Below are 22,818 nucleotides of genomic sequence, written 5' to 3'. Positions count from 1 at the left end.
AACTTGTCATAACCCTCAAAAATTACTTCCGCCAGAGCTACTGATGCTGAATCATGGTTGAGATGGTTGAACGCGAGGTGCAGAGATTGACTGTGAAAGCTGTAATTTTGTTGTCGGGAGGGTTAGACTCCTCTACCGTGCTGTATCAAGCCAAAGTTGATGGCTGCGATTGTTATGCCATCTCCTTTGATTACCAACAACGACATCGTCGCGAGCTGGAATCGGCTGCTGCGATCGCCCAGGTTGCAGGCGCAACCCAGCATCAGGTAGTGAGTTTTGATCTGCGTCTTTGGGGCGGCTCTGCTCTCACGGATGACAGCATTGCGGTACCGAGCGATCGCTCCTTAGTAGAGATGGCCTCTTACATTCCTGTTACCTATGTGCCTGCCCGCAACACCATTTTCTTGAGCTTTGCCCTGGCTTACGCCGAAGCTATAGAGGCAGAACGAGTTTACATCGGGGTGAACAGCCTGGATTATTCTGGCTATCCAGATTGCCGCCCCGACTATATTCAAGCCATGCAAGAAGTTTTTCGTTTAGGCACGAAGCAGGGGCGCGAAGGACAACCGATTCAAATTGTCTCACCTCTGATTGAGCTAAAAAAGACTGAAATTATCCAGTTAGGCGATCGCTTGGGAGTGCCTTGGGAAAAGACTTGGTCCTGCTACACGGGTGAAGCAGTAGCTTGTGGCATCTGCGATTCTTGTCGCCTGCGTTTAGCGGCTTTTTCCGAACTGGGACAAGTTGATCCACTTCCCTACAAAGCTCAATTGTCTTGATCGAAACCAAACTCTTGACCGGAAGCATCTGAGTTTGGTCTATCTACCTGACGACTGGAACGGGGTGTTTCGTCTGCTGCCGTCTCTGAAGCCGCGATCGCTTCATTCAGCTCCTCCAAGAATTGCTCCGTTTCCGGTTCTTCTAACCGCCGAATCCGAATTTGGTCCAGGCGAGGGCCTTCAGCAGAGACCACAGACAACTCCAAGCCCTTGTACAGCAGCACCTCACCTTCCGTAGGAATTTTCTGCATTTGATCAATTAAAAAGCCGCCCAAGGTTTGGTAATCATCTGTGAGCGGCAAGCTCAGATTCAGAAGTTCATTTACTTCTTCGAGATCCATCTGAGCCTGGACTAAAAACGTCTGGTCTTCTAAGATTTGCACCGTTAAGTCTTCACTACTCTCAGATTCAGGCGTCTCACCAATAATCTCAGCTACTAAATCGGTTAAGGTGACCAGACCAGAGGTACCACCAAACTCATCCACCACCATCACCATCATTTGCCGCGATCGCTGCATCATGGTCAACAGCTCGCTCAACAGCATGTACTCAGGGACAAATCGCGCTGGATGGATCCAAGGCTCAATCTTAGTTTCAGGTGTAAGCAATCCCTGAGCCATCGGTTCGGCTAATTCCTTGAAGGAAAGAATGCCGCGAATGTCATCCAAGGACTCTCCCATGACCGGATAATAAGAATGCCTCGATGCAGCGACTTCTTCTAGGACTGCTTGAAAGGTGGCATCGCAGGAAATAGCGGCAATGCTGGTTCGAGGCACCATTGCTCCTTCTGCCAAGACTTCACCAAACTCAAACACATTGTTGAGCAGTTCCCGTTCCTCAGCCTCTAGCCCCGTGGACTCTGACGAAGTAGCAATGATCAGTTGCAACTCCTCTGGGGTGACTTGGTTATACCAACCTTGTCCAGTGTATTGAATCCCTACAAGTTTCAGTAGCCAACGAGTCGATTGATTGAGAACCCAGATAAAGGGATTAAAGAAACGCGCAATCGCCAAGCTTGGTGGACCTAGAAATCGAGCAAGTTGCTCCGAATAAAGCAACGCTACCGACTTCGGACACAACTCTCCCAATACGATTTGCAAATAAGCAATCAGTAGAAAAGCCACTGGCACCGCAAAAGAATGAGCTAGCGTTTGGCGCAGAGCCGCAGGGGCAGGTAATTGAGCTAACCAATCTGCCATTAAAACGGCCATTGTGCTCTCACCAATCCAACCTAAGGCCAAGCTAGACAACGTAATGCCGAGTTGGGTAGTGGAGAGTAGGCGATCAATACTTCTTTGCAGGTCCTGGACCGTCTTAGCCTGCACATCCCCTGCACCGACCAGTTGATTGATGCGCGATCGCCGGACAGAGACAATCGAAAACTCAGCCGTAACAAAAAAGCCATTAATCGCAATTAGCAACAAAACTGCCAACAAGCGCAGCAGGGCCTCTCGCCCTGTGACAGGTAGGGAATTACTCGTCGCCAGCGCAAAGACAATAGGGGCAATCATCTGTAAAACCGGACCAACGGGCTATAGCGACTCCAAAACTTACCTGGTAATTGGAATACTAGATAGCTTCAGCTGTAGTTTTTGCTCTGGGTAGTCAGTTAAAGTCATCGAGAGCTTGTCAGCTCCGTCCAACAAAGACATGGGGACACTTACAGTACCAGAAAATGGACCACTAGCGGGTGGTAACTCTTCTGGCAACCCTTCAGCGGTAGCACTCAAAGCTCGTCCCCGCTGATCCGTTATATTCAAAAAGCTGTAGAGAAACCGCACGTTTTGCTTGCCCTCGTTCCGCATCTTGACGTTGAGCAGCAAAGAACCACCTTGTTTCTGTACGGTATCGACTTCTAAGCTGACATCTTGATCTCGACCCACAACCGGGAATCCAGGCTGGGCGATCGCAGTCTTAGAGCCTGAGTCAGAGCTAGCCCCATCACTTAACGCTTTATTGCGGTCTTTTTTAGCAGGGGCATCCTCCGCCTTATCCTTGCCCTCAATGCGGCCTTTAACCCGTTTTAAGATGTCCTCTTCCTTGAGAATCATCACCTCTTCTCGGCGCAGTGGCTTATTTTTATCTCGACCTACCAACTTGCTTGTTGGTCGGACATCGGGTTGAGTAATTCCCCTGAGGGCTTGACGACCAAGCGCAAATCCCCAAGCGGCACTAACTAAGCCTGCTCCAAACATCAAAGTCAGCAGAACTAGGGTAAGTGCCACATTTGCATTTAATTTCATTGCTAATGATGGGGGTACGTGATTACAAGATTGATGCCACTGAAAAAATACGTTAGAAGAAGTAAAACAAGATGCGAATTGAGAGAAAGATTATTTCATAATATGGATAGAAGATACCAAAGGCTTCGGTACAGAAGGTTAGGTATCAGGATACAATCAAAAAGCTTAACCAGGGTTGGCCGAGCGGTTGAGGCAGCGAACTCATAATTCGCGATAGGCAGGTTCGACCCCTGCACCCTGGATTAACAAATAAATCCTATTTCTAAACCCATTACAACTACTTAGGTATGAATTTCTAATGGGTTGAGGTTGCAGCCGTTTAGAGGGAGATTCAGCAGCATCGTCTGTGTTATTGCCGAATCTCCCTTGCCAAACCCTATAACTTAGCGAGGAGGTAGTGTTTCAAACTGTAACTCGCCACCCTGAGGAAGAGCATCGGAAGTCAGGCGGTTGACGTAGATAGTCGGGTTGACCAGTACCGATGTATCGTAAGGAGTTGGTAAATCTATAGTCCGAATCACTGGATCAGAAGATACCTGCTGCTTTAAAGCATCATGATAGAGAATGTTGATTAGTTTAGCGTCTCGTATGATTCGGTTTTCAGGAAAGGAATTGCGAATAATCGACCCTTGACCCAAAATGATGTTGGCCTGGTTGAGCAACCCTTGCTCTCGAAAGAAATCGCCTGAGTTCGTATAAAGCACACGAGTAAAAGCATCGTTGAGAGTTTCTGTACTGATGCGATCGCTAACTGTTACCTGCTCTTGTGCCACTGCGGCAGAGGTAAAGACTGTGGACGCTGTAGCAAGCACTAATAGACTAACTAGACCTTTAAACCTCATACCCATAGCACTACTCCTCAATTTTTCGGTTAAATACTAACTCACCCTTGAGTTTAAGATCATTAGCTACAGACCTTGGTGATCTGCTGCATCTTACGGTTCTTCAACTCTACCTGCTCATACCATGACTGACGGAATTTTAGTGCAAACTCGCGAGTTTTCTTCACTAGTCACTGCTGATTTACCCCAGGTGCGTCAGCAGTTGTTAGACCTCCTATGTGAAGTTGCTTACAAAGAAGGCAATTTCACCCTTTCTTCAGGGCAGCAGAGTTCTTATTACATCAATGGCAAGCAGGTGACGCTTCACCCCTATGGAGCGGTTGGCGTGGGTCGAATTTTACTTTCATTGCTCCCAGAGGATACCCAAGCTGTCGCGGGACTAACGCTAGGCGCAGACCCAATTGTGACCGCAGTGAGCGTGGTCGCAGCCTACGAGGGACGGGCGATCGCGCCGCTGATTATTCGTAAGGAGGCCAAAGGGCATGGTACTCAAGCTTATATTGAAGGCTTAACCCTACCTGCTAATAGTTCTGTCGTAGTTTTAGAAGATGTAGTGACGACGGGTGGCTCGGCCATGAAAGCTGTGGAGCGGCTACGTGATGCGGGCTATGTCGTTGAAGAAGTAATCTCTCTGGTCGATCGCCAGCAGGGGGGAGGGGAGCTATACGAGCGCGAAGGCTTAAAGTTCCAAGCGGTATTTACAATCCAAGACCTCCAAGCCCACTGGAAACAATTGCAGGCATAACCGTAAGGGTGCTCCTTGTAGGTATCCTCTTCACATCAATATTGCTGCAAAGAAAAAGGGCAGGCACGAGACCTGCCCCTACGTGAGACGTAATGTATTGAACAGGCTAATTAGCCTTGGGTCACGGGTTCTTTGGCGAGGAACTTCTCTAGCTCGGTGAGCGCGTCCGCATCGACCTTGGTCTGCATGGGGCAGAACTTAGGCCCACACATGGAGCAGAACTCAGCAGTTTTGTAAATGTCAGCGGGGAGAGTTTCGTCGTGGTACTCTTTGGCTCGCTCTGGGTCAAGCGACAACTCGAACTGGCGGTTCCAGTCGAAGTTGTAGCGAGCTTTGGAAAGTTCGTCATCGCGATCGCGAGCACCTGGACGGTGACGAGCAATATCCGCTGCGTGCGCTGCAATTTTGTAAGCAATCAAGCCATTCCGCACATCTTCAGCGTTGGGCAAGCCTAAGTGCTCTTTGGGGGTGACGTAGCAGAGCATGGCTGTGCCGTACCAACCCGCCATTGCGGCTCCGATCGCGGAGGTGATGTGGTCGTAACCAGGGGCAATATCGGTAACGAGAGGGCCAAGTACATAGAAGGGCGCTTCTGAGCACTCTTCCATTTGTTTGCGGACGTTGAACTCGATTTGATCCATTGGTACATGGCCCGGGCCTTCTACCATCACCTGAACATCATGCTCCCAAGCTTTCCGGGTCAGTTGGCCTAGGGTTTTGAGTTCAGCAAGTTGGGCTTCATCGGAGGCATCGTGGGCGCAACCGGGACGTAGTGAGTCACCCAAGCTAAAGGAGACATCGTATCGCTTGAAGATCTCAATGATGTCGTCGAAGTGAGTGTAGAGCGGATTCTGCTTGTGGTGCGCCAACATCCACCGAGCCAAGATACCGCCACCGCGCGACACAATTCCCGTAATCCGATTTCTCACCAAGGGCAAGTGCTCAATCAGAATTCCGGCGTGAATCGTCATGTAGTCCACACCCTGCTGGGCGTGCTTCTCGATGATGTGCAGGAAATCATCGGGGGTGAGCTGCTCAATATTGCCGTGGACCGATTCCAATGCTTGGTAGATGGGAACGGTACCAATGGGTACGGGCGAAGCATTGATAATGGCGGTGCGAATCTGATCTAAGTTGCCGCCCCCGGTGGACAAGTCCATGACGGTATCAGCGCCATACTTCACTGCAAGGTGCAGCTTGGCAACTTCTTCGTCCATGTTGGAAGAGTTGGGCGATGCACCAATATTGGCGTTGACTTTGCACTTGGAAGCAATGCCGATCGCCATTGGTTCGAGGTTGGTGTGGTTGATGTTCGCCGGAATAATCATCCGACCCCGTGCCACTTCATCCCGAATTAGGTCTGCTGGAAGATTTTCGCGCTGGGCGACGTAGTTCATTTCTTCCGTGATCATTCCCTGACGGGCAAAGTGCATTTGAGACACATTGCTCTGCCCGCGACGCTTCGCGACCCATTCTGTCCGCATATTAAGTTCCTCGATAAACAGCTTCCCTCCGCTGGTATTACCCAGGTTCAGGTTCTAAGGGTCTGATCTCAGCCTGACTCTCCAGGCACCCCTAGCTTGGTTAAAGATTGTATCACCTAGGTCTGAGACGGATCGCCGAGTTCTCAAATCTACGAAAACCTCAGTGTTTTGTAATCAAGTGCGATCGCCACTCATTTTTTGTCAACCTATTTTGGTTGAGCCTCTACGACTTATTTGAGGTTAAGTATAATCTTCTACTAAATTTATTTTTGGCATGTTGTATAAAGCGGTAGTCATCTCTACCTACGGGTAGATGATTTCGTGAAAGCTGTGGGATCAAAAACATAAATATTTGTTATTCTCAGTACATTCCAGATTTTCCAAGTGTAAAAAGTTTTGGAATCGCTCTAGACCTCTAGCGCGATCGCGACCCTCATAGCGTCTATTTGCCTCGGCCTCTGAAAGCCACTTCAGCGTGATTGCTCCCCCACTGAAACCGCATGAAGTGAATTTGCTTTTTAGTCGTTGCAACCGAGAGCCGATCAGTACCAGAGCCAGTGCGATCGCTAGGGGACAACTCCAGCTACCTGTAAGCCAAAATCACAATGAAGAAAGGACTTTGGAGCCTACTACTTGCGCTACTCATACTTTGGTCATTTTCGTTGCCAACCTTTGCATCTCCAGCTCCGGGGCTGAGTCAAGCTCAAAACAATACTTCTGAGAGCCTTGCCCAGGGCAATTGCCCTAGGCAGCTCCAAAGTGCGATCGCTTCAGAACCACGGTCAGCAGCTCCTAGGCTCAATCCTGAAGTTTTGCCTCGCATTGGCGTAGCTCGAATTCGCTCTGGCATTCTCCCCGGTGTTGTCATTGGGGGACATCACGAAGGCGTTCTCAAAATTCTGCAACAGCACTACACCGCTTCTGGACAGTTGGATGAACAGCTAGAAGATGCAGCTTTACAAGCGATCGAGGATGAGTTGGGGAATGCTGGCTACAACGTGGGCCGATCAGAGCAACATTCGGTGTTTGATGAGCAACTGATGGAGGAGTCTGAACCCGTTAGATTTCTGGTGGGTGGCAAGATTACCAAAGTAGAACTGAACTCCTATAGTTCTTTTTTCAGCAGCAAAACGGCAGACCAAAGAACGATTCAGTGGGAAATCTTCGATCGCGACACCAACAAAGTGATTGTGCGACAGGCAACCACAGGTCAAGCTGAAGCTGAGGGCATTGATAATCCTGCGGCCACCTATGAAGCAATTCGAGCCAGCTTTAAGACCCTCCTCGCTCAACCCAGTTTCACAACCTCACTCCAGCAGGCTGTGGGACGAGATTTAGCTCCAACTTCCGCCAAAACTTACCAAATTGCGGCTCTGCCTAGCTCGCAACTACCGCTTTCTACAGAGCAAATTGCTAGCCATACGATTCCTTCTGTGGTTTGGATTCGCACGCCAACGGGACGCGGTACAGGTTTTGTGATTGACTCATCGGGTTTGATTTTGACCAATCAACATGTTGTAGGTTCCTCGTTCTCAGTCAAAGTAAAGCTGTACGATGGCTCCACCCAAACGGGACGAGTGCTGAAGCGCAATGCTGCTTTTGATGTCGCGTTGGTCAAACTTGAAGGGGAGGTTAGCCATATTCCCGCCTTGCCGATCGCGGATCTTAGCGCGGTCAAGGTAGGAGAAGAAGTAGTGGCGATCGGCAATCCTATTGCTTATTCCAACACGGTGACCAAAGGCATTGTCAGTGGCATTCGGACTATTGGTAGCCGAGACCTAATTCAAACAGATGTAGCCATTAACCCTGGCAATAGTGGTGGTCCGCTCCTCAACCAGCAGGGAGCAGTGATCGGGATTGTGACCGAAAAAATGGTGAGTCGAGGCGTTGAAGGACTGGGCTTTGCCCTCCCGATCAGCGAATCCTTGCAGAATTTAGATGTGTTTGTGAAACCATCGAGATCTGTAGGTTCTATGGCGATGTAGGGGCTGTGGCTGAGTAGTCTAGCTGAGCGCGATCGCTAGCATTCCCTCACTACCCTATTACTGCCTGCCTTTCTATCGCTGCCAAGTGATCGGCACATGAGGTTGGGAGGGCCAATTGGCAGAGGGTCTGGTTTGGGTTTCTTCGTCTAAAACTTTGACCACTCGGTTATAGATGTCTTCGGCTTGCTGAAGCGAGTTGCCGATGCTAGTAACTCCCACTTTGCCAAACTCAGACAACGCTCCCATCAGGTGAAACACAGTCCCCGTTTCGGTACTGCTGTCAAAGTGCAGCTGATGATGGGCGATGATATCCATCAAGTCGTTGGGGAGCAGCCCACGATAGCGCTCTTTTTGCAGGTTGTCAGTGGCCATGTAGTACTTAGGTCGTCCTTGTTGGCTGTAGAACAAGCCGCTGGAGAGGTCATAGCGACCGTTGGTGAGAAACTTTAGAGTCATGAAGGGGTGAGTCGTTCCCCCTTTACGCAAATTAATTTCGATCGCCTGCAAATCCCATTGGGTTTGTTCAGTCCGGGAGTCGTGATGTGGCACCGCGAGGAAATCAACCCCGAATCGCTCCAGAACTCCTTTGGCTGCTAGATTCTTGCCTACTTGCCGTCCTAACTCTTGCAGTTTCAAACGATAAGATTCATCGGCGGGAAAGCTGCAACCTAGATAAATTTGTCCATCAGGGCCACCGAGAATTTGGTCATGGGTCGAGAGAATTTCCACCTCGCCCGTGGGAGTAATGCGACCTTGTACGCTGGGCGATCGCTTTTCCTCTCCTTCAATAAATGCTTCAGCGATCGCTCCTAGTTCTGGAATGCGGGTACTAAAGTTACTCCAGACCTCAGACTTTGCTTGAAAGCTCATGCCCTCAAAGCGATCGCGGATAGCACTCACTCTTTCTGCGTGAGTTGCCTGTCCCGGAGCCAAGCTAAGAATGGGTCGAAGATCTAGCAGAGCATTGCCTTCACCTGAAAAGCCCTCATTCAGCTTGATTACCATCCGCTTTAAGAGAGGTTGGCGCTCCCATAACTCTGCCGCCACCGCGGCTAGTTCATCCACGCTCCGTACTAACTCACTGCCATCCGGGCAAGGAACCCCAGATTCCGCAAAGATTTGGCGGCTGCCGCTTTTTGTCCCCCAGTACAACAAGTCTGGATCAAGGGCATACAAGGGTACATTAAGCTGACAAGACAAATCCCGCTCCAAGGGGCTGGAGTTGTAGCAGATCATAAAGGTCTTGTCGGGCCGCAATGCCTGCCGAATCCGCTCCATCAAGCGCGGACGCTCCAAAATCTTCTGAGTCAGCGAAGTGGACGCAGAATCGTAGGTCGAAAACAGCAACAGGCGATCGCGAGCATGGGAGAAGGGAATCCCAGGCAGCAGTTGTAGATAGTAATCAATAATGCTGGGATGCAGCGGCTGCGACGTGACATAGATCAAACGAGTCCGGGGGTTACGCAGCCGAATTAGTGAGAACAACAACCGCTCTTCGTAGTGGTGTACCCCTTGAATCTTTAGCAACTCTCGCTGATCTAAGCTGAGGGAGGGAATGACAATAATATCCGCATCGCTGGGATCAAACGATTCTATCGCCTGCCAGCGATCGGACAACAAAGCCTGTAGATGACGAAACTGCTCTGCCTGCTCGGAGGAGGAAAAATCAAGAGTTTGCATGAGCTTCTAAGGCTTGCCCTGCCTCAGCGATTCTTACACCTGCGATTTTAGCTGGATAAGGCAAATTACACCTCTATCAATCGACTGGCAGAAGTGATGAAACGCTAAAATTTATAGCTCAGAACCCGGACGACAGAACCTTCTGAGGGCAGATCACTCGGTTTGATGGTGATGGCATCATTTTGCACTTGGCGAATATTAGCGCCCTCCATCAAAGCCAGAAACTCATCTACAGAAGTTAAGTCGCAGCTTGCGCCATCGGCAGCAGCCGTACGGTAATGAGTCGGAATAATTACCTTCGGATTCAAAATCTGCACTGCCTGCTTAGCTTCCTGTGGATTGTAAGCTTTAGGGCCACCCCCGACTGGAATCAGCAACACATCAGGCCGACCCATCAGAATTTTTTGCTCAATGGAAATGGGAGCTGCTGCTCCACCAAGATGCATAACGGTGATGCCGCCTTGCTGCCAGCGCCAAGCCACATTAGTACCAAAGCGCTTTCCTCCCCGGCGATCGTGGTCAATGCTAATGCCCTGGAGCTGAAGACCCGCTACCTGATAAGCCCCTGGTTGATACAACAGCTTGGGGTTGCCGGAAAGTTCCTCAACGGCTCCTTCATCTAAAAGTTGACTGCTGATCAACACTAAATCTGCACTCACTTTTGGGCTGCGATAGCCTGCTGTGCAACCCAGTTGTCGAAACGGATTAGTCAGGATGCGTTGGCCGCTACCTGTAAATAAAAATGCGGTATGCCCTAGCCACTTAATTGACAAGCCATTGCTGGTTTGGGCTTGATAAGCTTCAAAACCAGAAGCTAAACCCAGGCCCCCAGCAGCCAACAAACCCGCCTGCGCGTAGCGCATAAACTGTCGCCGTTTCATCGTTCTCCTCACGTCCCCTGTGTTTGCATCTAAATCGCAATTAGCAATCAACTGTTAGCGATTCGTGGGTAAGCTTAGCGCGATCGCTGGAGCAGGATTAAGGATTAGTGATCCTCAATTCGCCTCCGTAAATAGGCTACAAGATTTTCTGGCCTTAACTGCTAAGTGTTAGTGGCTAAGCGCTAATTGGCGATCGCCAACTGACAACAGAAAGTTCCGCAATAACTGCTTACCCGAATTAGTCAGAATACTCTCTGGATGAAACTGGACGCCCTCGATGTGAGGATAGTTCCGATGCCGCACCCCCATAATCGTGCCGTCATCTACCCAGGCCGTGACTTCTAGCGTATCTGGGCAGGTTTGCGGCTCAATCACCAAGCTATGATATCGGGTCGCTGTCAAAGGATTTTCTAAGCCCCGAAAAACTCCTAGTCCTGTGTGATGAACTTGCGAAGTTTTGCCGTGCATCAACTCTGGAGCGCGGACAATATTGCCGCCAAACACTTGACCAATACTTTGATGGCCTAAGCAAACTCCCAAAATAGGTAGGGTAGGGCCTAGCTGACGAATCAGCTCTAGCGAAACGCCTGCATCCTCTGGGCGACCTGGCCCTGGAGAAATCACCACCGCATCAGGTTGGAGTTGCTGAACTTGCTCTAGAGAAATTTTGTCATTGCGATAGACTTGGACTTCAGCCGCGACAGGTAATTCGGCACCAAGTTCACCTAGGTACTGCACCAAGTTGTAGGTAAAACTGTCGTAGTTATCAATAACAAGAATCAAGATTGACTCCTAGGAGTAAGAACTAGGGATGCATTAGCTAACCAACTGCCGCTGGTTTTGCCGATCTCTAGCGTAAAGTAGATTGCAGCAAGGTTAGGAGTGGCGGCAACAGCAGGGAACCCGCGACCAAAATGGCAGCGATCGCCGAAATCAGTACTGCACCTGCCGCACAGTCTTTGGCAATTTTAGCGAGTTCATGGTAGGACTGCTTCACCGTTAGGTCAACCACTGACTCTAGCGCTGTATTGAGCAGTTCCATCGCCAGTACAGCTCCGATCGTCAAGCTAATGATTGACATCTCCACTGCACTCAGCCGTAAAAAAGCACCCAAGCCGATCGCTAGACTGCCGACGATGACATGGATTCTAAAGTTGCGTTGGGTGCGGAAGGCGTAGCTCAAACCCGCCCAAGCATATTTGAAACTAATCCACAAATTAGCAGCAACCCGCCAGGATAGATCCCGATTCGGTTTGGCAATTACCTTATCACTCACTTTGTTAGAGGTTTGAGTTGAGAGATCTGGGGACATAGGCAGGGAAGCACAGGTGTTAGTGGAGTTGGGCAACAGGCTCTCCTTTGGAGTAGCAGTCTATCCTGTTCTAGTAGCAAAACCAACCACTTGCAACAGAGTTTCTTGCTGACTTAACATTCGCACCAAACTGTCATCGTCAGGATGGTCCCAGCCTAAGAGATGCAACAAGCCATGAGCGGCTAGCCACGCTAATTCGTAAGTCACTTCATGCCCTTGTTGTTCTGCTTGGCGCTGAGCAGTATCTACAGAAATTACAATGTCTCCTAGGTACAGAGGCAGCGATCGCATCTCCTCCGACTGCGGGCTGTCTACTTCTAGGGCGGCAAATGCTAGCACATCGGTTGGCCGATCGATTTGGCGATACTGAGCATTCAGAGTTTGGATTTCAGCATCATCAGTCAATCTCAAACTCAATTCATAAGCTTGGTCTAGCTCTAGCGGAATTTGATCTGCTTGATCTATCTGGCTCAAAGTTTCCAGCCAACTCTGAAACCAAATGTCCCACTTTTCAATCGCAATAGGATTATTGGCGATCGCCCCACTTTGATCCGGTTCTTGGTGATCCAGTTCTGGCAATTTGGACTCTAGCTCGGCACTTTCAGGCTCAGCAGATGAGTAGAAGCAATCCTGAACACTCACTTCAACTTGCACGCTTGAGTCTCCCCATCAATCCCAATTAGTGGATAAAAATTCTTTAGCGGGTCAGATAAGCCAAACCAATCAGAACGGCGAATAAACCAACGGTGGTCAAGGTGAAGTGCCACAAGGACTTACCCCGTTTGCGAACCATGTTACGCATGGCTAATTTGACGTAACTAGGCTTCGGAGAAGTTTCCGCTTCCGGTGATGCGTTGTCAATTCCAGCATCAGTAGCGGGCGGAATACTAGGTTCAGCAGGCAAAGGATCTGAATTCATAGGGCTCGTCAAAGCAATGTGTGCCAGTTCAAGTGACTGTTGACTGTAAAACTAGGGGTGACCTGTAAAACAGCCACCAGCCTATTGCCTAAATGTAACAATTTGTTTGCAGATTGATCACAATCATCGTTGCTCAGGCAACAACTCCTAACTAAGCACTTTGCCTCTACTGGGACAATTCCTGCACAAAGGGCGCGATCGCTTGGACAAATTCGGTAGTTGTTTCGTAGGGCATGACATTGCGACCTGTCATCTTGAGGCTACGGCCTTGAGGAAGATGGGCGAGGTAGTCAGCAATGCGTTGCTCGGGAGTTTCCTGTTTGCCAGAGCGGCTAATGCTGGAGGCAGTTTCCCCAACCACTACCAGCGTGGGTTGTTGAATTGAGGCGATCGCCTGCTCGTAATTTTGCCGCCAAAAGCCCGCGAGGAAAGCAAACACCGCATGACGACTGGCGGGATCTTGAGCGCCTTGTACTAGCATATCTACCCATTCTTGATCCACCGCTTCGGCGCGATCGAACAGTTGTTTGGTAGAGAACGATCGCAAAAACTGGGGGCGACGGGCATAGCGATAGAAAGCTGCCCCCAGGGGAGAGTCAAAGAGATTCCAGGAGAGTCGTCGCTGCCAAGGCTTAGAAGCTTTAGTCATCACAGGCCAAGCAGGAGGACCAGATAGGACTAACCCACGAATTAAATTTGTCTCTTTTTGCAGTTGGGTAAGGGCGATCGCAACTGGAAATAAAGCTCCCTGCACCACGACAATTACAGGCTTCTGAACCACCGTCTGCAAAAAGTACTGCAACTGCTCCGCCCAATCTTCGGGGGTATAAGTCACGTGAGGCATATCACTGTTGCCACAGCCCAACAGATCAGGGTTGTAGATAGGGTTACGATGCTCCGCTTGATACCACTCTCTCCCAAAGCGCTGCCAAAAGTGCCGTGACAATCCCACACCGATCGGATGAATTAACAACAAGGGTGTTCCAGTTCCCGTGGACGCGTCAGGGGGAGTTTGCACCTCATAAGCGCAACGATATCCTTTCCAGGTATAAAACTGCGTGGGAGAGACAGTCTGGTTTCCAGGGGCAGAAGTTTGAGATTGCATAAAAGATTTTGTAGGGGGCTTGAAGCTCTCTCCGCGTCGGGGAGGGTTGGGAGGGGTGATTCTTCACGCATTTTAGGCTCAATATCCGCTTAACAAACCTCGTTGTTTAGCTCGACGTTCGGCTTGCCAAAATAGCAATACACCAACTACTAAATAGACAGCCCCATTAATAAAGGCGATCGCCAACTCGTTCCAATCTAGGGCTTGCCCTTCTGCCATTAGTTCTCTCAGCACACCTGCCCCAGCGGTCATCGGTAAGATTCTTGATAACATTTGCAGTGAACCTGTCCAATCTTCAGTGGGGGTTGAAATCAGGAACAATAGGGCAAATTGAAAAATGCCTAACACTTGCTGTACCCGCTTGAGCAGCAACGCCAAGGCTCCGAGCGCAAAAGATAAACCGTAGGCTCCAAGCAGAATGGTGCTGAGCGGCAAAAATAAACTGAAGCTGAAATTGAGCCGACTGCCTGTGATTGCCATGATGATCAGCAGCCCTACGAGAGTCAGGAATAAGCGGAGAGTGAGACTTGCGATCGCCCGCATCAAGAAGACTCGTGAGGCTCCGAAGGGAGATAGGAATAACTGCTCTAGCGTCCCGGTTTGGGCTTCTGCCTGTAAACCAACGGCGATGTCGTTCATGATGAAGATCAACAGCGTCCACAGCACATATCCAATGACTATCGCATCTAAGCGATCGCCAAACTGGACGCTAGGCCCAGCAATGTAACGGGCACTAGCAAACAGCCCGTAGAAGACCAATGTGGTGATTAAGAGTCCGGCGATCGCGTCGGCAGGGTAACGAATGAACTGAATCCAACTCCGCCGTAATTCTGCCCAAAACAAATTAAGCATCTCGCCCCTCCCGCACCAGTTTCAAAAAGATGCCTGTCAAATCAGCTTGGTCTTTCTTCACCCGCAGAATCGGCAAGGGCTGCAAAATAGCAAACACCTGATACAACGTTTCAGCACCCTGAACATATACGGTTTGTTCAGTTTCAACGACTGCACCCAAGGCCGCGATCGCCTGACTCTGCTTGGCATCCAATGGGCTTTCGAGTTCAATGGTGTAAGCAGACCCAGAGAATTGCCGAATTAACTCACGGGTAGGTTCCTCAGCAATAATTTCACCTGCTTGAATAATCGCCACGCGATCGGAAAGCTGTTCGGCAATGTCGAGTTGGTGGGTGGTGAGCAAAATCGCCCGTCCTTCTTCAGCAATTTCGCGTACCAAAGCTTTGACGTTCTCGGTAGCTTCTACATCAAGGCCCAGGGTGGGTTCATCTAACAGTAAAAGTTGCGGTTGATGCACCAGAGCTACGGCGATCGCTAGTTTCTGTTGCATTCCTCGTGACAGCGCTTGCACTGGACTCCGACGTTTATCCATCAAGCCAAAGCGTTCTAGCAGCGATCGCCCATACCGTTTCGCCTGACGTTGATCCAGCCCCCGCAACATGCCAAAGTATTCCAGATTTTCTTCTGGGCTGAGCCGCCAGTAGACATTACGATTGCCTTCCAAAACTGCACCCAGCAGCTTTAAGGCGCAGGGGTCGCGGTGGGGGTCACTGCCAGCAATTTTGACAAAGCCAGAGTCAGGCCGAATCAAGCCCGCAATCATCTTGATCGTGGTTGTTTTGCCTGCTCCGTTTGGCCCTAAAAACGCGAGAACTTCTCCGGGTTTGATGGTTAAGGAAACATCGCGCACGGCTTGAATTTGTTTGCCGCGATCGCGATAGGTTTTGCTCAGGTTGTAGGCTTCGAGTGCAATCATGTGGCTTACACTAACCAACCTGTCTCGTCGCGTTCGTGGCGTTCGTGCCGAGCTTGGGCAAACGCTAGTCGTTGTTGAGCTGATTGTTTTTCGCACCACCAACGCAAACCTTCAGCAATGGCGCGATCGCGATCGCTGGTTAGTTGGTCTACCTGTTGCACCAGTGCTGCATCTAAGGTGACAGAAATGGTCTGCTGTGAAAAATCCACCGGGGACATGGTCGAGAATGCCAATAAGGGTTAGGGTTTGCGATCGCTTTGCTACTATATCAACCCAAAACGCCTCTCTGGGTCAGCTCACCTGCGACAGATTATTTGAAACGCTTACTTATCTGAAGCTGCAATAGATGATTGTAGCTAGGAAATTAGATGCCATAGAATCGATTGAGCTTGTAGTCTTTATGCAGTTGAATTTCGATTTTCCTTCATACCTCCTTGATCACTAAGGTTTAAGTCATATATGCCAGATGGAAAAGAAGATAAAAAGTCAAAGCTTGATGGATGGGCAGCCATTACTACTGCTGTATTAACTGGAGTAGCAGCTCTCATAACAGCAATAGGCTTTCCACAGTTTTTCCCAGGCTTGGTGCAGAAGATTTTTCCTCAAGGCTCTACAACTGAAAATACTCAATCCCAAACTAAGCCAAATGAGATGATGGAGGTGGGTTTTAATATTTATACAACTGACAATCAGCCTATTGAACAAGTAGAAGTTCGATTTATCTTTAATGGTGCCCCAATATCTAGATATACGGACAGCAATGGATATGTCAATATTGAAGTTCCAAGGAGAAAAGATATTGAAGTGATTTTAAGTAAGGATGGCTTTCAACTGAAAAGACAAATTTTAAATCTACAGGTTGATCCAAACGAAACTTTTACAATTTATCTCCAAAGAGCAACTAGTGATGAATCAAGTAGCCAATCTCAAAGTTCTTCTAAGCAAGGTTCCGTGTCAATCAGCTTGAAACAAATGATGCCATATGAAGAGGCAAGACAACTTTTACTCAATCAAGGCTGGTAGGCACAAATTCCTGCCAGCATGGGTTTGTTTCCGGATTTAGAGAATTCTTCTGTTAAGTATCTATTCTCTGAAAAAGGTTATCAAGAAGTAACTTCATGTTCTGGCACAGGATTAGGTCTCTGTCGCTTTCACTTTAAAAATGAAGAGGGAAAAACCTTGGTAGTCATAACGGTAAATAATCAGCCTGGACAGGAAGTCACAGTCTACAAATGGTTCTTTGAGTAGATAGAGCCATGAACCTGAAATCGCATTTTGTCACGATCGCAAAATATAACGCTTGGGCGAATGCCAGACTCTACAAAATGGCTCGTGAATTGCCCAATGAAGCCTATCGTAAAAACGTAGGGGCGTATTTTGGTAGCTTACAAGGAACACTAAACCACATCCTTACAGCCGATCGCATTTGGATGCGGCGGATCACTGGAACTGGAGAGCATCCTGATAAGTTGAACGCGATCGCCTTTGAAGACTTACCTTCCCTCCAAGCCGCCAGAGAAGCCGAAGACGATCGCATTCTGCAATTTATTGAAGGATTAACTGAAGCAGAGCTTAATCAAGAGTTGAGCTATCACACGCTCGACGGAGCAGCTCACCGTCAACCTCTGGGCGAAATTCTCTCTCACTTCTTTAATCACCAGACTCACCATCGTGGTCAAGCTCATGCCATTCTCACCATCCTCGGTGTTGCTGAGCCCGTATCCCTTGACCTTTTAATGATGTTTCGAGAGGCTAAGGGTTCGTAAAGCGATCGCCATGCATAAAGCCAGCAGCATGAGATGAGCAGAAATAAACCCAGCTTCTGGTTGGTTAGAACGTGTCCATCGCCATTTATAGTGGAATTGCAGTCAATTCTTAAGCGATTGTGAAAGCAATTACTCTCCTCGGCTCCACTGGCTCGATTGGTACGCAAACGCTAGACATTGTTTCCCAATATCCCGATCAATTTCGGATTGTTGGGTTAGCGGCTGGACGGAATGTCGAACTACTGGCGCAACAGATTCGACAATTTAAGCCAGAAATTGTGGCCCTGTGTGACGAGGAGAAAATGCCAGAGCTGAAGGAGGCGATCGCAGACCTCGACCCCCAGCCGATTCTGCTCACGGGGGATGCGGGAATTATAGAAGTGGCGCGATATGGCGACTCAGAAGCCGTCGTTACTGGAATTGTTGGTTGTGCAGGTTTGCTTCCCACGATCGCCGCGATCGAAGCAGGGAAAGATATTGCCCTCGCCAACAAAGAAACTTTGATTGCAGGTGGCCCTGTAGTGCTGCCCTTAGTCGAGAAACATGGCATCAAACTGTTGCCTGCCGACTCCGAGCACTCGGCTATTTTCCAGTGCTTACAAGGAGTTCCCAAAGGTGGACTGCGGCGAATTCTGCTGACTGCTTCCGGTGGTGCATTCCGCGATTGGCCTGTGGAGAAACTGCCCCAGGTGACAGTGGCTGATGCACTTAAGCATCCCAACTGGTCAATGGGTCGGAAGATTACGGTAGACTCGGCCACCCTCATGAACAAGGGATTGGAAGTCATCGAAGCGCACTACCTCTTCGGCATGGACTACGACGACATCGAAATCGTCATCCATCCCCAGAGCATTATTCACTCACTGATTGAGCTGCAAGATACCTCTGTCTTGGCGCAGCTGGGTTGGCCCGATATGCGCCTACCTCTGCTCTACGCTCTGTCTTGGCCCGATCGCATCTACACCAACTGGGAACGCCTCGATTTAGTGAAAGCAGGCGACCTCACCTTCCGCGCTCCCGATCACCAGAAGTATCCTTGTATGCAGTTGGCTTATGCTGCGGGTCGTGCGGGTGGCTCGATGCCAGCGGTTCTCAACGCTGCAAATGAGCAAGCAGTAGCCCTGTTCCTCGACGAAAAGGTTCGCTTCTTAGATATCCCTCGCCTAATCGAAACCGCTTGCGATCGCTACCAAACCCAAAACTCAGCTACTCCTTCCTTGCAAGACATTGTGGCGGCTGACCAGTGGGCTAGACAAGCTGTTTTGCAAGCAACTGAGGAACTCAACCAAGGCGATCGCCTGATCTCTCTGCGTTAACATCGACTCATTCCAGTCATTCATTAGCAACAGGCAAGCTTAGGCTGAATTCAAGGTTGAGCGATCGCCTGGAAATTGGAGGTGACATGATGGGTGGAGAACTGATCCTGATCCTCGCTGCCCTCATCGTGGCGGCACTGGTTTTTACGGCTTTAATCAACCTGGTCAAAACCACAGTCAAAACGGCCATCTTGGTCGCTTTAGGGATTCTGGCGCTGCAACTGTTCTTTGGAATTGGCTTCCAAGAAGTATGGAATCAAGTTCTCCAAATCGTTCAGGCTGTTTGGCAGTTCCTGTTTGGCAGCTAATTGCAAGCTTGTTAGCTCACACCTACCAATCGAGCCAAGGCATCTTTGACAGCGGGCGGCAGTCTCCGCATAATTTTGCCTTTTTCCCGATCAACCGCTACCAAGATCACCCGCGCTGTCAGGTATAGTTCCGCGCCGTCCGGAGATTGAATCTGATAATCCCAGTTGATTCGCACTCCATCGACATCGGCCATCCGAGCTTTAACGATCGCCGACATGCCTAGGCGGAGGGAGCGATGATAGCGCACTGACAGATCCACTACAGGTAAGTCACAACCCAACGCAACTAGGTCAGCATAATCAATGCCGATCGCGCGTAGGCATTCAATTCGAGCTTCTTCCATCCAAGCCACATAAGCACCATGCCAAACGGCTCCAGCATAGTCAGTATGGTTAGGATGAACCCGCACCGGGTACTCAAACCAACTTCCCGATGCGAACAACGGTGGGCTTTGAATTGCTCCCGAAGCAGGAACTTGAGGTTGTATTTGTTTACTTTCCGACACGTTGCGATCGCCTAAAAAATCTAAGTTTTACATTAATTTCTAAACTAATTTTTACACTAATTGTTCAGATTATTTAAGTTCGCCTAGGCCTAATTTTGCTGAATCAATTCAAACTGTCGATTTTTACTCTCCTCTCAGAATGAAAACTGAGTTTGATTACTACAAATCCTTTACACAGATACTTTTGACCTAATAATCGTGACACTTCTTAACAAGAAATTGGAATCACAAATCTTTAAGAGAATAGGACCATTCACTATCCGTAGATATGATGATCTTGTAAGAAGAAGGCTAAAGTTTTTGAGCCATTCGATCATTCAACTTAATGAATGATTAAAAGGTGTTACCAATCACCGAACTGTTCAGGCATCAATTTAAGAAACTAGACAATTTTGTTGGGCACGAGGCGAAACCATGATTGAGAGAATTCTGCTAGCTGATTCCGGAAATGGACACTCTGAAGAGATGCTCAAGGCTTTAATGGCCATTCCGTCCATGCAACGGGCATCCGTTACAGTTCTCCACGTAGTGCAGCCCCAAATTACGGCTGAAGCAATGGCTGCAAAGCGGGAGCAAGGCCAACAACTCCTAGAGGCGGCTGTGCAATCCCTGCACCTTGATTCGGGCCATGTTACGACGATTCTACGCGAAGGCAATCCTAAGGATGAAGTCTGCCGCGTCGCTGATGAGATTGATGCCGATCTCGTGATTATGGGTTCCCGTGGCCTAAAGCGCCTAGAGGCAATCTTAGAAGACTCTGTCAGCCAGTATGTTTTCCAAGCTTCTTCTCGTCCCATGTTGTTCGTCAAGGACGACATTTATGTAAAGCAAATCCATCGCGTCATGGTAGCAATGGATAATTCTGACTCAGCTAAAAAGTCACTTGACTTAGCGACCTTCTTGTTGCGCGATGTGAAGGGAGGACAATTGCTCCTAACTCACGTTAATCCCAAGAAAGAAAGATCCGGTGTGACCATGCACAATCCAGAGCAAGATCCTGTCTTGGCCCCTGCTGTAGCAGCGGCGAAAAAGTGGGGCATTGCCTACCGTTGCATTTCCACCAGCGGTAAGCCCGGAGAAGAAATTTGTCGCTTAGCCGAAGAGATGAGCGTTGACCTGTTGATGTTAGGCTCTCCCGATCGCCGTCCTGCAATTGGCAAAGGCTTGCCTGATCTCGATCGCCTGCTAGGCGGCTCCCTATCCGATTACGTGCGGGTTTATGCCAATTGCCCTGTGTTGCTAGAGCGCACAGTCGGTTAAGTTTGCAGTTAATTGAGTTGTTGAGTCAACCAACCTGGGCTAGAGGCAGGCACTCCTGAAATCTAGTCCAGGTTGTTGCTTTGTGAAGCAAAACTTCTGAGCGGTTTTTCAGACGCTACTCTAGAGCCAAGCCTGTTTTAGAGGGTGAAACGTGGCAGAGAGAGTCAGAGCCGCTCGAAATCGTACCCTGACGTTGACAGAAGCGGAGCGATCGCATTACCAATCCCAACTGTTGCAGTTAAGTGGTCCAGTTACCACTCATACGCTGCTTAACCAAACCATCTGCCAAGACTTATTCCAAGTTTTGGGCTGGTTACCAGAGCAATTTGTGGATTTATTGGTAGTTGATCCTCCCTATAACCTCACCAAGCAATTCAATCAACAATGGGTGAAACAGCGATCGCTAGAAGAGTACAGTGATTGGGTAGATAGCTGGTTGTCTCGCCTAGTACGAGTACTCAAGCCCACAGCCTCGGTTTATCTCTGTGGGGACTGGCAATCTTCTCTCGCCCTTTATGCGATCGCCTCGCGCTATTTCACGGTGCGCAATCGCATCACTTGGGAGCGCGAAAAAGGTCGGGGAGCCAAAGCCAATTGGAAAAACTGCGCCGAAGATATTTGGTTTTGTACCGTCTCAAAAGACTACTACTTCGATGCTGAGGCCGTGCAACTGAAGCGTCAAGTTCGCGCTCCTTACACCGATGGGTCAGGGCAACCCAAAGATTGGCAAAATACCTCAGAGGGCAACTTTCGGTTGACCGCAGCCTCCAATCTCTGGACCGACATGACCGTGCCCTTCTGGTCAATGCCGGAAAACACCGACCATCCCACCCAAAAACCAGAAAAACTAATCGCCAAAATTATCTTGGCTAGCTCACCCGTGGGTGCTGTGGTTCTCGACCCGTTTCTTGGCTCTGGAACGACTTCTGTCGTCGCTAAGAAACTGGAGCGGCAGTTTGTCGGAATTGAACTAGACGAGTACTATGCTTGCTTGGCAGCTAAACGTTTGGCCTTAGCAGAAAGCGATCGCCACATTCAGGGCTACTGCGATCGCGTGTTCTGGGAGCGCAACAGCCTACCCCACCAAAGAACTTTGCTCAAACGGAGAGTTTGATTGCAACCATAGCAAAAGCGCCACACTCTATAACAAGTAGGCGCTTAGCAGTATCAATCCAATTCAGTTGCTCGGAAACGTAAATTAACCCAAGTTTTGCAGCCGTCGAGAGGAAAGTAAAAGCACAACCCAACGTCTCTACGATCTCTCAAGCAAACTATTTGTCTTGGTCTGCTGATTGTCGGCTGGCAGTTTGGATATAGAGAATCAGCAAAAAGACTGCTGGAACCAACACAAACAGAATACTTGCGACAAAGCCTAATTCATTAACTTCCATTACCCAGCCTCAAATTTATTTCAAAGTTACTAACAGGCCCAGCTCACTCAAATAAACAAGTTGCCGCCACTGGCAATGCTGTTGTTAGAACTGGGCTTTGTGAAGAGCCTTCAGTGCTCTGTCTATCTTGTATCACAGATGGGTTCCCTGCCAACACCTACCCTCAATCTCTACTTAAGAGCTTTTAGGCTTAGTATTCACGCTCACAGGCCCATTTACGAGGGCTTGGCAAGCTAGTCGATAGTTATCAGGCTTCTTTTTGAGTTTACGATCCTCCACCTCAGTGCGAGGAGAGAGATGATCTAGCCCTTCTACAACCTCGACGATACAAGTACCACATTGGCCATACCCGCCGCAGTTCGTCATCTTACCAATGAAGGTATAAATATCAATCCCATTCTCGATCGCCTTAAATCTCAGGTTGGCTCCATCCGCTGCGATGATCTCTTTATTCTCTTTGATGAACTTAATGTTTCCCATACCCGATACCCGTTCCCCTCTTTGTCTCTTCGTTACATTCACCCATCA

The 22,818-nt window shown here is 49.1% G+C and carries 26 protein-coding genes, 1 tRNA gene and 1 riboswitch; of the genes, 10 read left to right on the top strand and 17 right to left on the bottom strand.

Annotation, left to right across the window (positions count from 1 at the left end):
* The first annotated feature begins 53 nt into the window (after positions 1-53).
* Positions 54-779, top strand: coding sequence for a 7-cyano-7-deazaguanine synthase QueC (gene queC / locus H6F72_RS09150; RefSeq protein ID WP_370527466.1), 726 nt, complete (start codon positions 54-56; stop codon positions 777-779).
* Here the strand turns inward: queC and H6F72_RS09145 are convergent.
* Together H6F72_RS09145 and H6F72_RS09140 are read right to left on the bottom strand one after the other, a co-directional pair.
* Positions 767-2,290 (bottom strand): hemolysin family protein, encoded by a 1,524-nt coding sequence (locus H6F72_RS09145; RefSeq protein ID WP_190433873.1) that lies wholly within the window; start codon positions 2,288-2,290, stop codon positions 767-769. The two genes, queC and H6F72_RS09145, sit on opposite strands and share 13 nt — an antisense overlap.
* A gap of 39 nt (positions 2,291-2,329) precedes the next feature.
* Positions 2,330-3,022 (bottom strand): hypothetical protein, encoded by a 693-nt coding sequence (locus H6F72_RS09140; RefSeq protein WP_190433871.1) that lies wholly within the window; start codon positions 3,020-3,022, stop codon positions 2,330-2,332.
* 169 nt (positions 3,023-3,191) lie between these two features.
* Between H6F72_RS09140 and H6F72_RS09135 the strand changes: the two genes are divergently transcribed.
* Positions 3,192-3,264: transfer RNA gene (locus H6F72_RS09135), tRNA-Ile, on the top strand.
* Positions 3,265-3,405: 141 nt separating this feature from the next.
* Here H6F72_RS09135 and H6F72_RS09130 read toward each other — a convergent pair.
* Positions 3,406-3,870 carry a hypothetical protein gene (locus H6F72_RS09130; protein ID WP_190433869.1) on the bottom strand — a complete coding sequence of 155 codons (465 nt, stop codon included), beginning with the start codon at positions 3,868-3,870 and terminating at the stop codon, positions 3,406-3,408.
* A gap of 118 nt (positions 3,871-3,988) precedes the next feature.
* On the opposite strand from H6F72_RS09130, the gene pyrE reads away from it, so the two are divergent.
* Positions 3,989-4,609 (top strand): orotate phosphoribosyltransferase, encoded by a 621-nt coding sequence (gene pyrE, locus H6F72_RS09125; protein ID WP_190433868.1) that lies wholly within the window; start codon positions 3,989-3,991, stop codon positions 4,607-4,609.
* A 110-nt stretch (positions 4,610-4,719) separates the two neighbouring features.
* Here pyrE and thiC read toward each other — a convergent pair whose 3' ends face one another.
* Positions 4,720-6,093 (bottom strand): phosphomethylpyrimidine synthase, encoded by a 1,374-nt coding sequence (gene thiC / locus H6F72_RS09120; RefSeq protein WP_190433867.1) that lies wholly within the window; start codon positions 6,091-6,093, stop codon positions 4,720-4,722.
* 6 nt (positions 6,094-6,099) lie between these two features.
* Positions 6,100-6,196: riboswitch (TPP riboswitch) on the bottom strand.
* A gap of 502 nt (positions 6,197-6,698) precedes the next feature.
* On the opposite strand from thiC, the gene H6F72_RS09115 reads away from it, so the two are divergent.
* Entirely contained in the window at positions 6,699-8,078 is a 1,380-nt protein-coding gene (locus H6F72_RS09115; protein ID WP_190433866.1) for a S1C family serine protease, read from the top strand.
* A gap of 72 nt (positions 8,079-8,150) precedes the next feature.
* Here the strand turns inward: H6F72_RS09115 and H6F72_RS09110 are convergent, their stop codons facing one another.
* The 10 genes from H6F72_RS09110 to H6F72_RS09065 all read right to left on the bottom strand — a co-directional run bounded on the left by H6F72_RS09110 (position 8,151) and on the right by H6F72_RS09065 (position 15,961).
* Positions 8,151-9,758, bottom strand: a complete 1,608-nt coding sequence (locus tag H6F72_RS09110; protein WP_190433865.1) for a peptide ligase PGM1-related protein — start codon at positions 9,756-9,758, stop codon at positions 8,151-8,153.
* Positions 9,759-9,862: 104 nt separating this feature from the next.
* The gene (locus H6F72_RS09105) at positions 9,863-10,639 is read right to left on the bottom strand and encodes an MBL fold metallo-hydrolase (protein ID WP_190433864.1); all 777 of its coding nucleotides are present in this window, start codon (positions 10,637-10,639) and stop codon (positions 9,863-9,865) included.
* Between the two features lie 168 nt (positions 10,640-10,807).
* Positions 10,808-11,422, bottom strand: coding sequence for an aminodeoxychorismate/anthranilate synthase component II (locus H6F72_RS09100; protein WP_190433863.1), 615 nt, complete (start codon positions 11,420-11,422; stop codon positions 10,808-10,810).
* Between the two features lie 67 nt (positions 11,423-11,489).
* Complete coding sequence (locus H6F72_RS09095) at positions 11,490-11,951, bottom strand: diacylglycerol kinase family protein (protein WP_190434338.1); 462 nt, start codon at positions 11,949-11,951, stop codon at positions 11,490-11,492.
* A gap of 60 nt (positions 11,952-12,011) precedes the next feature.
* The gene (ybeY, locus tag H6F72_RS09090) at positions 12,012-12,605 is read right to left on the bottom strand and encodes an rRNA maturation RNase YbeY (protein WP_190433862.1); all 594 of its coding nucleotides are present in this window, start codon (positions 12,603-12,605) and stop codon (positions 12,012-12,014) included.
* A gap of 43 nt (positions 12,606-12,648) precedes the next feature.
* Positions 12,649-12,870 carry a DUF3285 domain-containing protein gene (locus H6F72_RS09085; protein ID WP_190433861.1) on the bottom strand — a complete coding sequence of 74 codons (222 nt, stop codon included), beginning with the start codon at positions 12,868-12,870 and terminating at the stop codon, positions 12,649-12,651.
* 166 nt (positions 12,871-13,036) lie between these two features.
* A complete protein-coding gene (locus H6F72_RS09080; RefSeq protein WP_190433859.1) occupies positions 13,037-13,975 on the bottom strand; it encodes an alpha/beta fold hydrolase in 939 nt (312 codons plus the stop codon).
* Positions 13,976-14,053: 78 nt separating this feature from the next.
* Positions 14,054-14,827 carry an ABC transporter permease gene (locus tag H6F72_RS09075; protein ID WP_190433855.1) on the bottom strand — a complete coding sequence of 258 codons (774 nt, stop codon included), beginning with the start codon at positions 14,825-14,827 and terminating at the stop codon, positions 14,054-14,056.
* Positions 14,820-15,743 (bottom strand): ABC transporter ATP-binding protein, encoded by a 924-nt coding sequence (locus tag H6F72_RS09070; protein ID WP_190433853.1) that lies wholly within the window; start codon positions 15,741-15,743, stop codon positions 14,820-14,822. Before H6F72_RS09070 ends, H6F72_RS09075 begins: the two co-directional genes overlap by 8 nt.
* 5 nt (positions 15,744-15,748) lie before the next feature.
* Positions 15,749-15,961, bottom strand: a complete 213-nt coding sequence (locus tag H6F72_RS09065) for a hypothetical protein (RefSeq protein ID WP_190433852.1) — start codon at positions 15,959-15,961, stop codon at positions 15,749-15,751.
* 241 nt (positions 15,962-16,202) lie between these two features.
* On the opposite strand from H6F72_RS09065, the gene H6F72_RS09060 reads away from it, so the two are divergent.
* The 4 genes from H6F72_RS09060 to H6F72_RS09045 all read left to right on the top strand — a co-directional run bounded on the left by H6F72_RS09060 (position 16,203) and on the right by H6F72_RS09045 (position 19,133).
* Positions 16,203-16,766, top strand: a complete 564-nt coding sequence (locus H6F72_RS09060) for a hypothetical protein (protein WP_190433849.1) — start codon at positions 16,203-16,205, stop codon at positions 16,764-16,766.
* Positions 16,767-16,999: 233 nt separating this feature from the next.
* The gene (locus H6F72_RS09055) at positions 17,000-17,509 is read left to right on the top strand and encodes a DinB family protein (protein WP_190433847.1); all 510 of its coding nucleotides are present in this window, start codon (positions 17,000-17,002) and stop codon (positions 17,507-17,509) included.
* 119 nt (positions 17,510-17,628) lie between these two features.
* Positions 17,629-18,825: a 1-deoxy-D-xylulose-5-phosphate reductoisomerase gene (gene dxr / locus H6F72_RS09050; protein ID WP_190433845.1), complete on the top strand. Its 1,197-nt coding sequence runs from the start codon at positions 17,629-17,631 to the stop codon at positions 18,823-18,825.
* Between the two features lie 56 nt (positions 18,826-18,881).
* A complete protein-coding gene (locus H6F72_RS09045) occupies positions 18,882-19,133 on the top strand; it encodes a hypothetical protein (RefSeq protein ID WP_242016843.1) in 252 nt (83 codons plus the stop codon).
* Positions 19,134-19,144: 11 nt separating this feature from the next.
* Here H6F72_RS09045 and H6F72_RS09040 read toward each other — a convergent pair whose 3' ends face one another.
* The gene (locus tag H6F72_RS09040) at positions 19,145-19,639 is read right to left on the bottom strand and encodes a thioesterase family protein (protein ID WP_190433843.1); all 495 of its coding nucleotides are present in this window, start codon (positions 19,637-19,639) and stop codon (positions 19,145-19,147) included.
* A 414-nt stretch (positions 19,640-20,053) separates the two neighbouring features.
* Between H6F72_RS09040 and H6F72_RS09035 the strand changes: the two genes are divergently transcribed.
* The gene (locus H6F72_RS09035) at positions 20,054-20,899 is read left to right on the top strand and encodes a universal stress protein (RefSeq protein WP_190433841.1); all 846 of its coding nucleotides are present in this window, start codon (positions 20,054-20,056) and stop codon (positions 20,897-20,899) included.
* Between the two features lie 151 nt (positions 20,900-21,050).
* A complete protein-coding gene (locus tag H6F72_RS09030; protein WP_190433839.1) occupies positions 21,051-22,013 on the top strand; it encodes a DNA methyltransferase in 963 nt (320 codons plus the stop codon).
* Positions 22,014-22,170: 157 nt separating this feature from the next.
* On the opposite strand, the gene psbM is transcribed toward H6F72_RS09030, so the two are convergent.
* Together psbM and H6F72_RS09020 are read right to left on the bottom strand one after the other, a co-directional pair.
* Complete coding sequence (gene psbM / locus H6F72_RS09025) at positions 22,171-22,290, bottom strand: photosystem II reaction center protein PsbM (RefSeq protein ID WP_190433838.1); 120 nt, start codon at positions 22,288-22,290, stop codon at positions 22,171-22,173.
* Positions 22,291-22,464: 174 nt separating this feature from the next.
* Positions 22,465-22,770: a 2Fe-2S iron-sulfur cluster-binding protein gene (locus tag H6F72_RS09020; RefSeq protein WP_190433836.1), complete on the bottom strand. Its 306-nt coding sequence runs from the start codon at positions 22,768-22,770 to the stop codon at positions 22,465-22,467.
* Positions 22,771-22,818 lie beyond the last annotated feature (48 nt).

Source organism: Trichocoleus sp. FACHB-46 (assembly GCF_014695385.1).
Lineage (GTDB): Bacteria > Cyanobacteriota > Cyanobacteriia > FACHB-46 > FACHB-46 > Trichocoleus.
Note: the sequence above shows the minus strand (reverse complement) of the source record. Positions and strands in the feature narration are given on the sequence as shown.

Coding starts and splice junctions, on each gene's coding strand:
- queC (WP_370527466.1), top strand. CDS start 54: ATGGTTGAGATGGTTGAACGCGAGGTGCAGAGATTGACTGTGAAAGCT.
- H6F72_RS09145 (WP_190433873.1), bottom strand. CDS start 2,290: ATGATTGCCCCTATTGTCTTTGCGCTGGCGACGAGTAATTCCCTACCT.
- H6F72_RS09140 (WP_190433871.1), bottom strand. CDS start 3,022: ATGAAATTAAATGCAAATGTGGCACTTACCCTAGTTCTGCTGACTTTG.
- H6F72_RS09130 (WP_190433869.1), bottom strand. CDS start 3,870: ATGGGTATGAGGTTTAAAGGTCTAGTTAGTCTATTAGTGCTTGCTACA.
- pyrE (WP_190433868.1), top strand. CDS start 3,989: ATGACTGACGGAATTTTAGTGCAAACTCGCGAGTTTTCTTCACTAGTC.
- thiC (WP_190433867.1), bottom strand. CDS start 6,093: ATGCGGACAGAATGGGTCGCGAAGCGTCGCGGGCAGAGCAATGTGTCT.
- H6F72_RS09115 (WP_190433866.1), top strand. CDS start 6,699: ATGAAGAAAGGACTTTGGAGCCTACTACTTGCGCTACTCATACTTTGG.
- H6F72_RS09110 (WP_190433865.1), bottom strand. CDS start 9,758: ATGCAAACTCTTGATTTTTCCTCCTCCGAGCAGGCAGAGCAGTTTCGT.
- H6F72_RS09105 (WP_190433864.1), bottom strand. CDS start 10,639: ATGAAACGGCGACAGTTTATGCGCTACGCGCAGGCGGGTTTGTTGGCT.
- H6F72_RS09095 (WP_190434338.1), bottom strand. CDS start 11,951: ATGTCCCCAGATCTCTCAACTCAAACCTCTAACAAAGTGAGTGATAAG.
- H6F72_RS09085 (WP_190433861.1), bottom strand. CDS start 12,870: ATGAATTCAGATCCTTTGCCTGCTGAACCTAGTATTCCGCCCGCTACT.
- H6F72_RS09080 (WP_190433859.1), bottom strand. CDS start 13,975: ATGCAATCTCAAACTTCTGCCCCTGGAAACCAGACTGTCTCTCCCACG.
- H6F72_RS09075 (WP_190433855.1), bottom strand. CDS start 14,827: ATGCTTAATTTGTTTTGGGCAGAATTACGGCGGAGTTGGATTCAGTTC.
- H6F72_RS09070 (WP_190433853.1), bottom strand. CDS start 15,743: ATGATTGCACTCGAAGCCTACAACCTGAGCAAAACCTATCGCGATCGC.
- H6F72_RS09065 (WP_190433852.1), bottom strand. CDS start 15,961: ATGTCCCCGGTGGATTTTTCACAGCAGACCATTTCTGTCACCTTAGAT.
- H6F72_RS09060 (WP_190433849.1), top strand. CDS start 16,203: ATGCCAGATGGAAAAGAAGATAAAAAGTCAAAGCTTGATGGATGGGCA.
- H6F72_RS09055 (WP_190433847.1), top strand. CDS start 17,000: ATGAACCTGAAATCGCATTTTGTCACGATCGCAAAATATAACGCTTGG.
- H6F72_RS09035 (WP_190433841.1), top strand. CDS start 20,054: ATGATTGAGAGAATTCTGCTAGCTGATTCCGGAAATGGACACTCTGAA.
- psbM (WP_190433838.1), bottom strand. CDS start 22,290: ATGGAAGTTAATGAATTAGGCTTTGTCGCAAGTATTCTGTTTGTGTTG.
- H6F72_RS09020 (WP_190433836.1), bottom strand. CDS start 22,770: ATGGGAAACATTAAGTTCATCAAAGAGAATAAAGAGATCATCGCAGCG.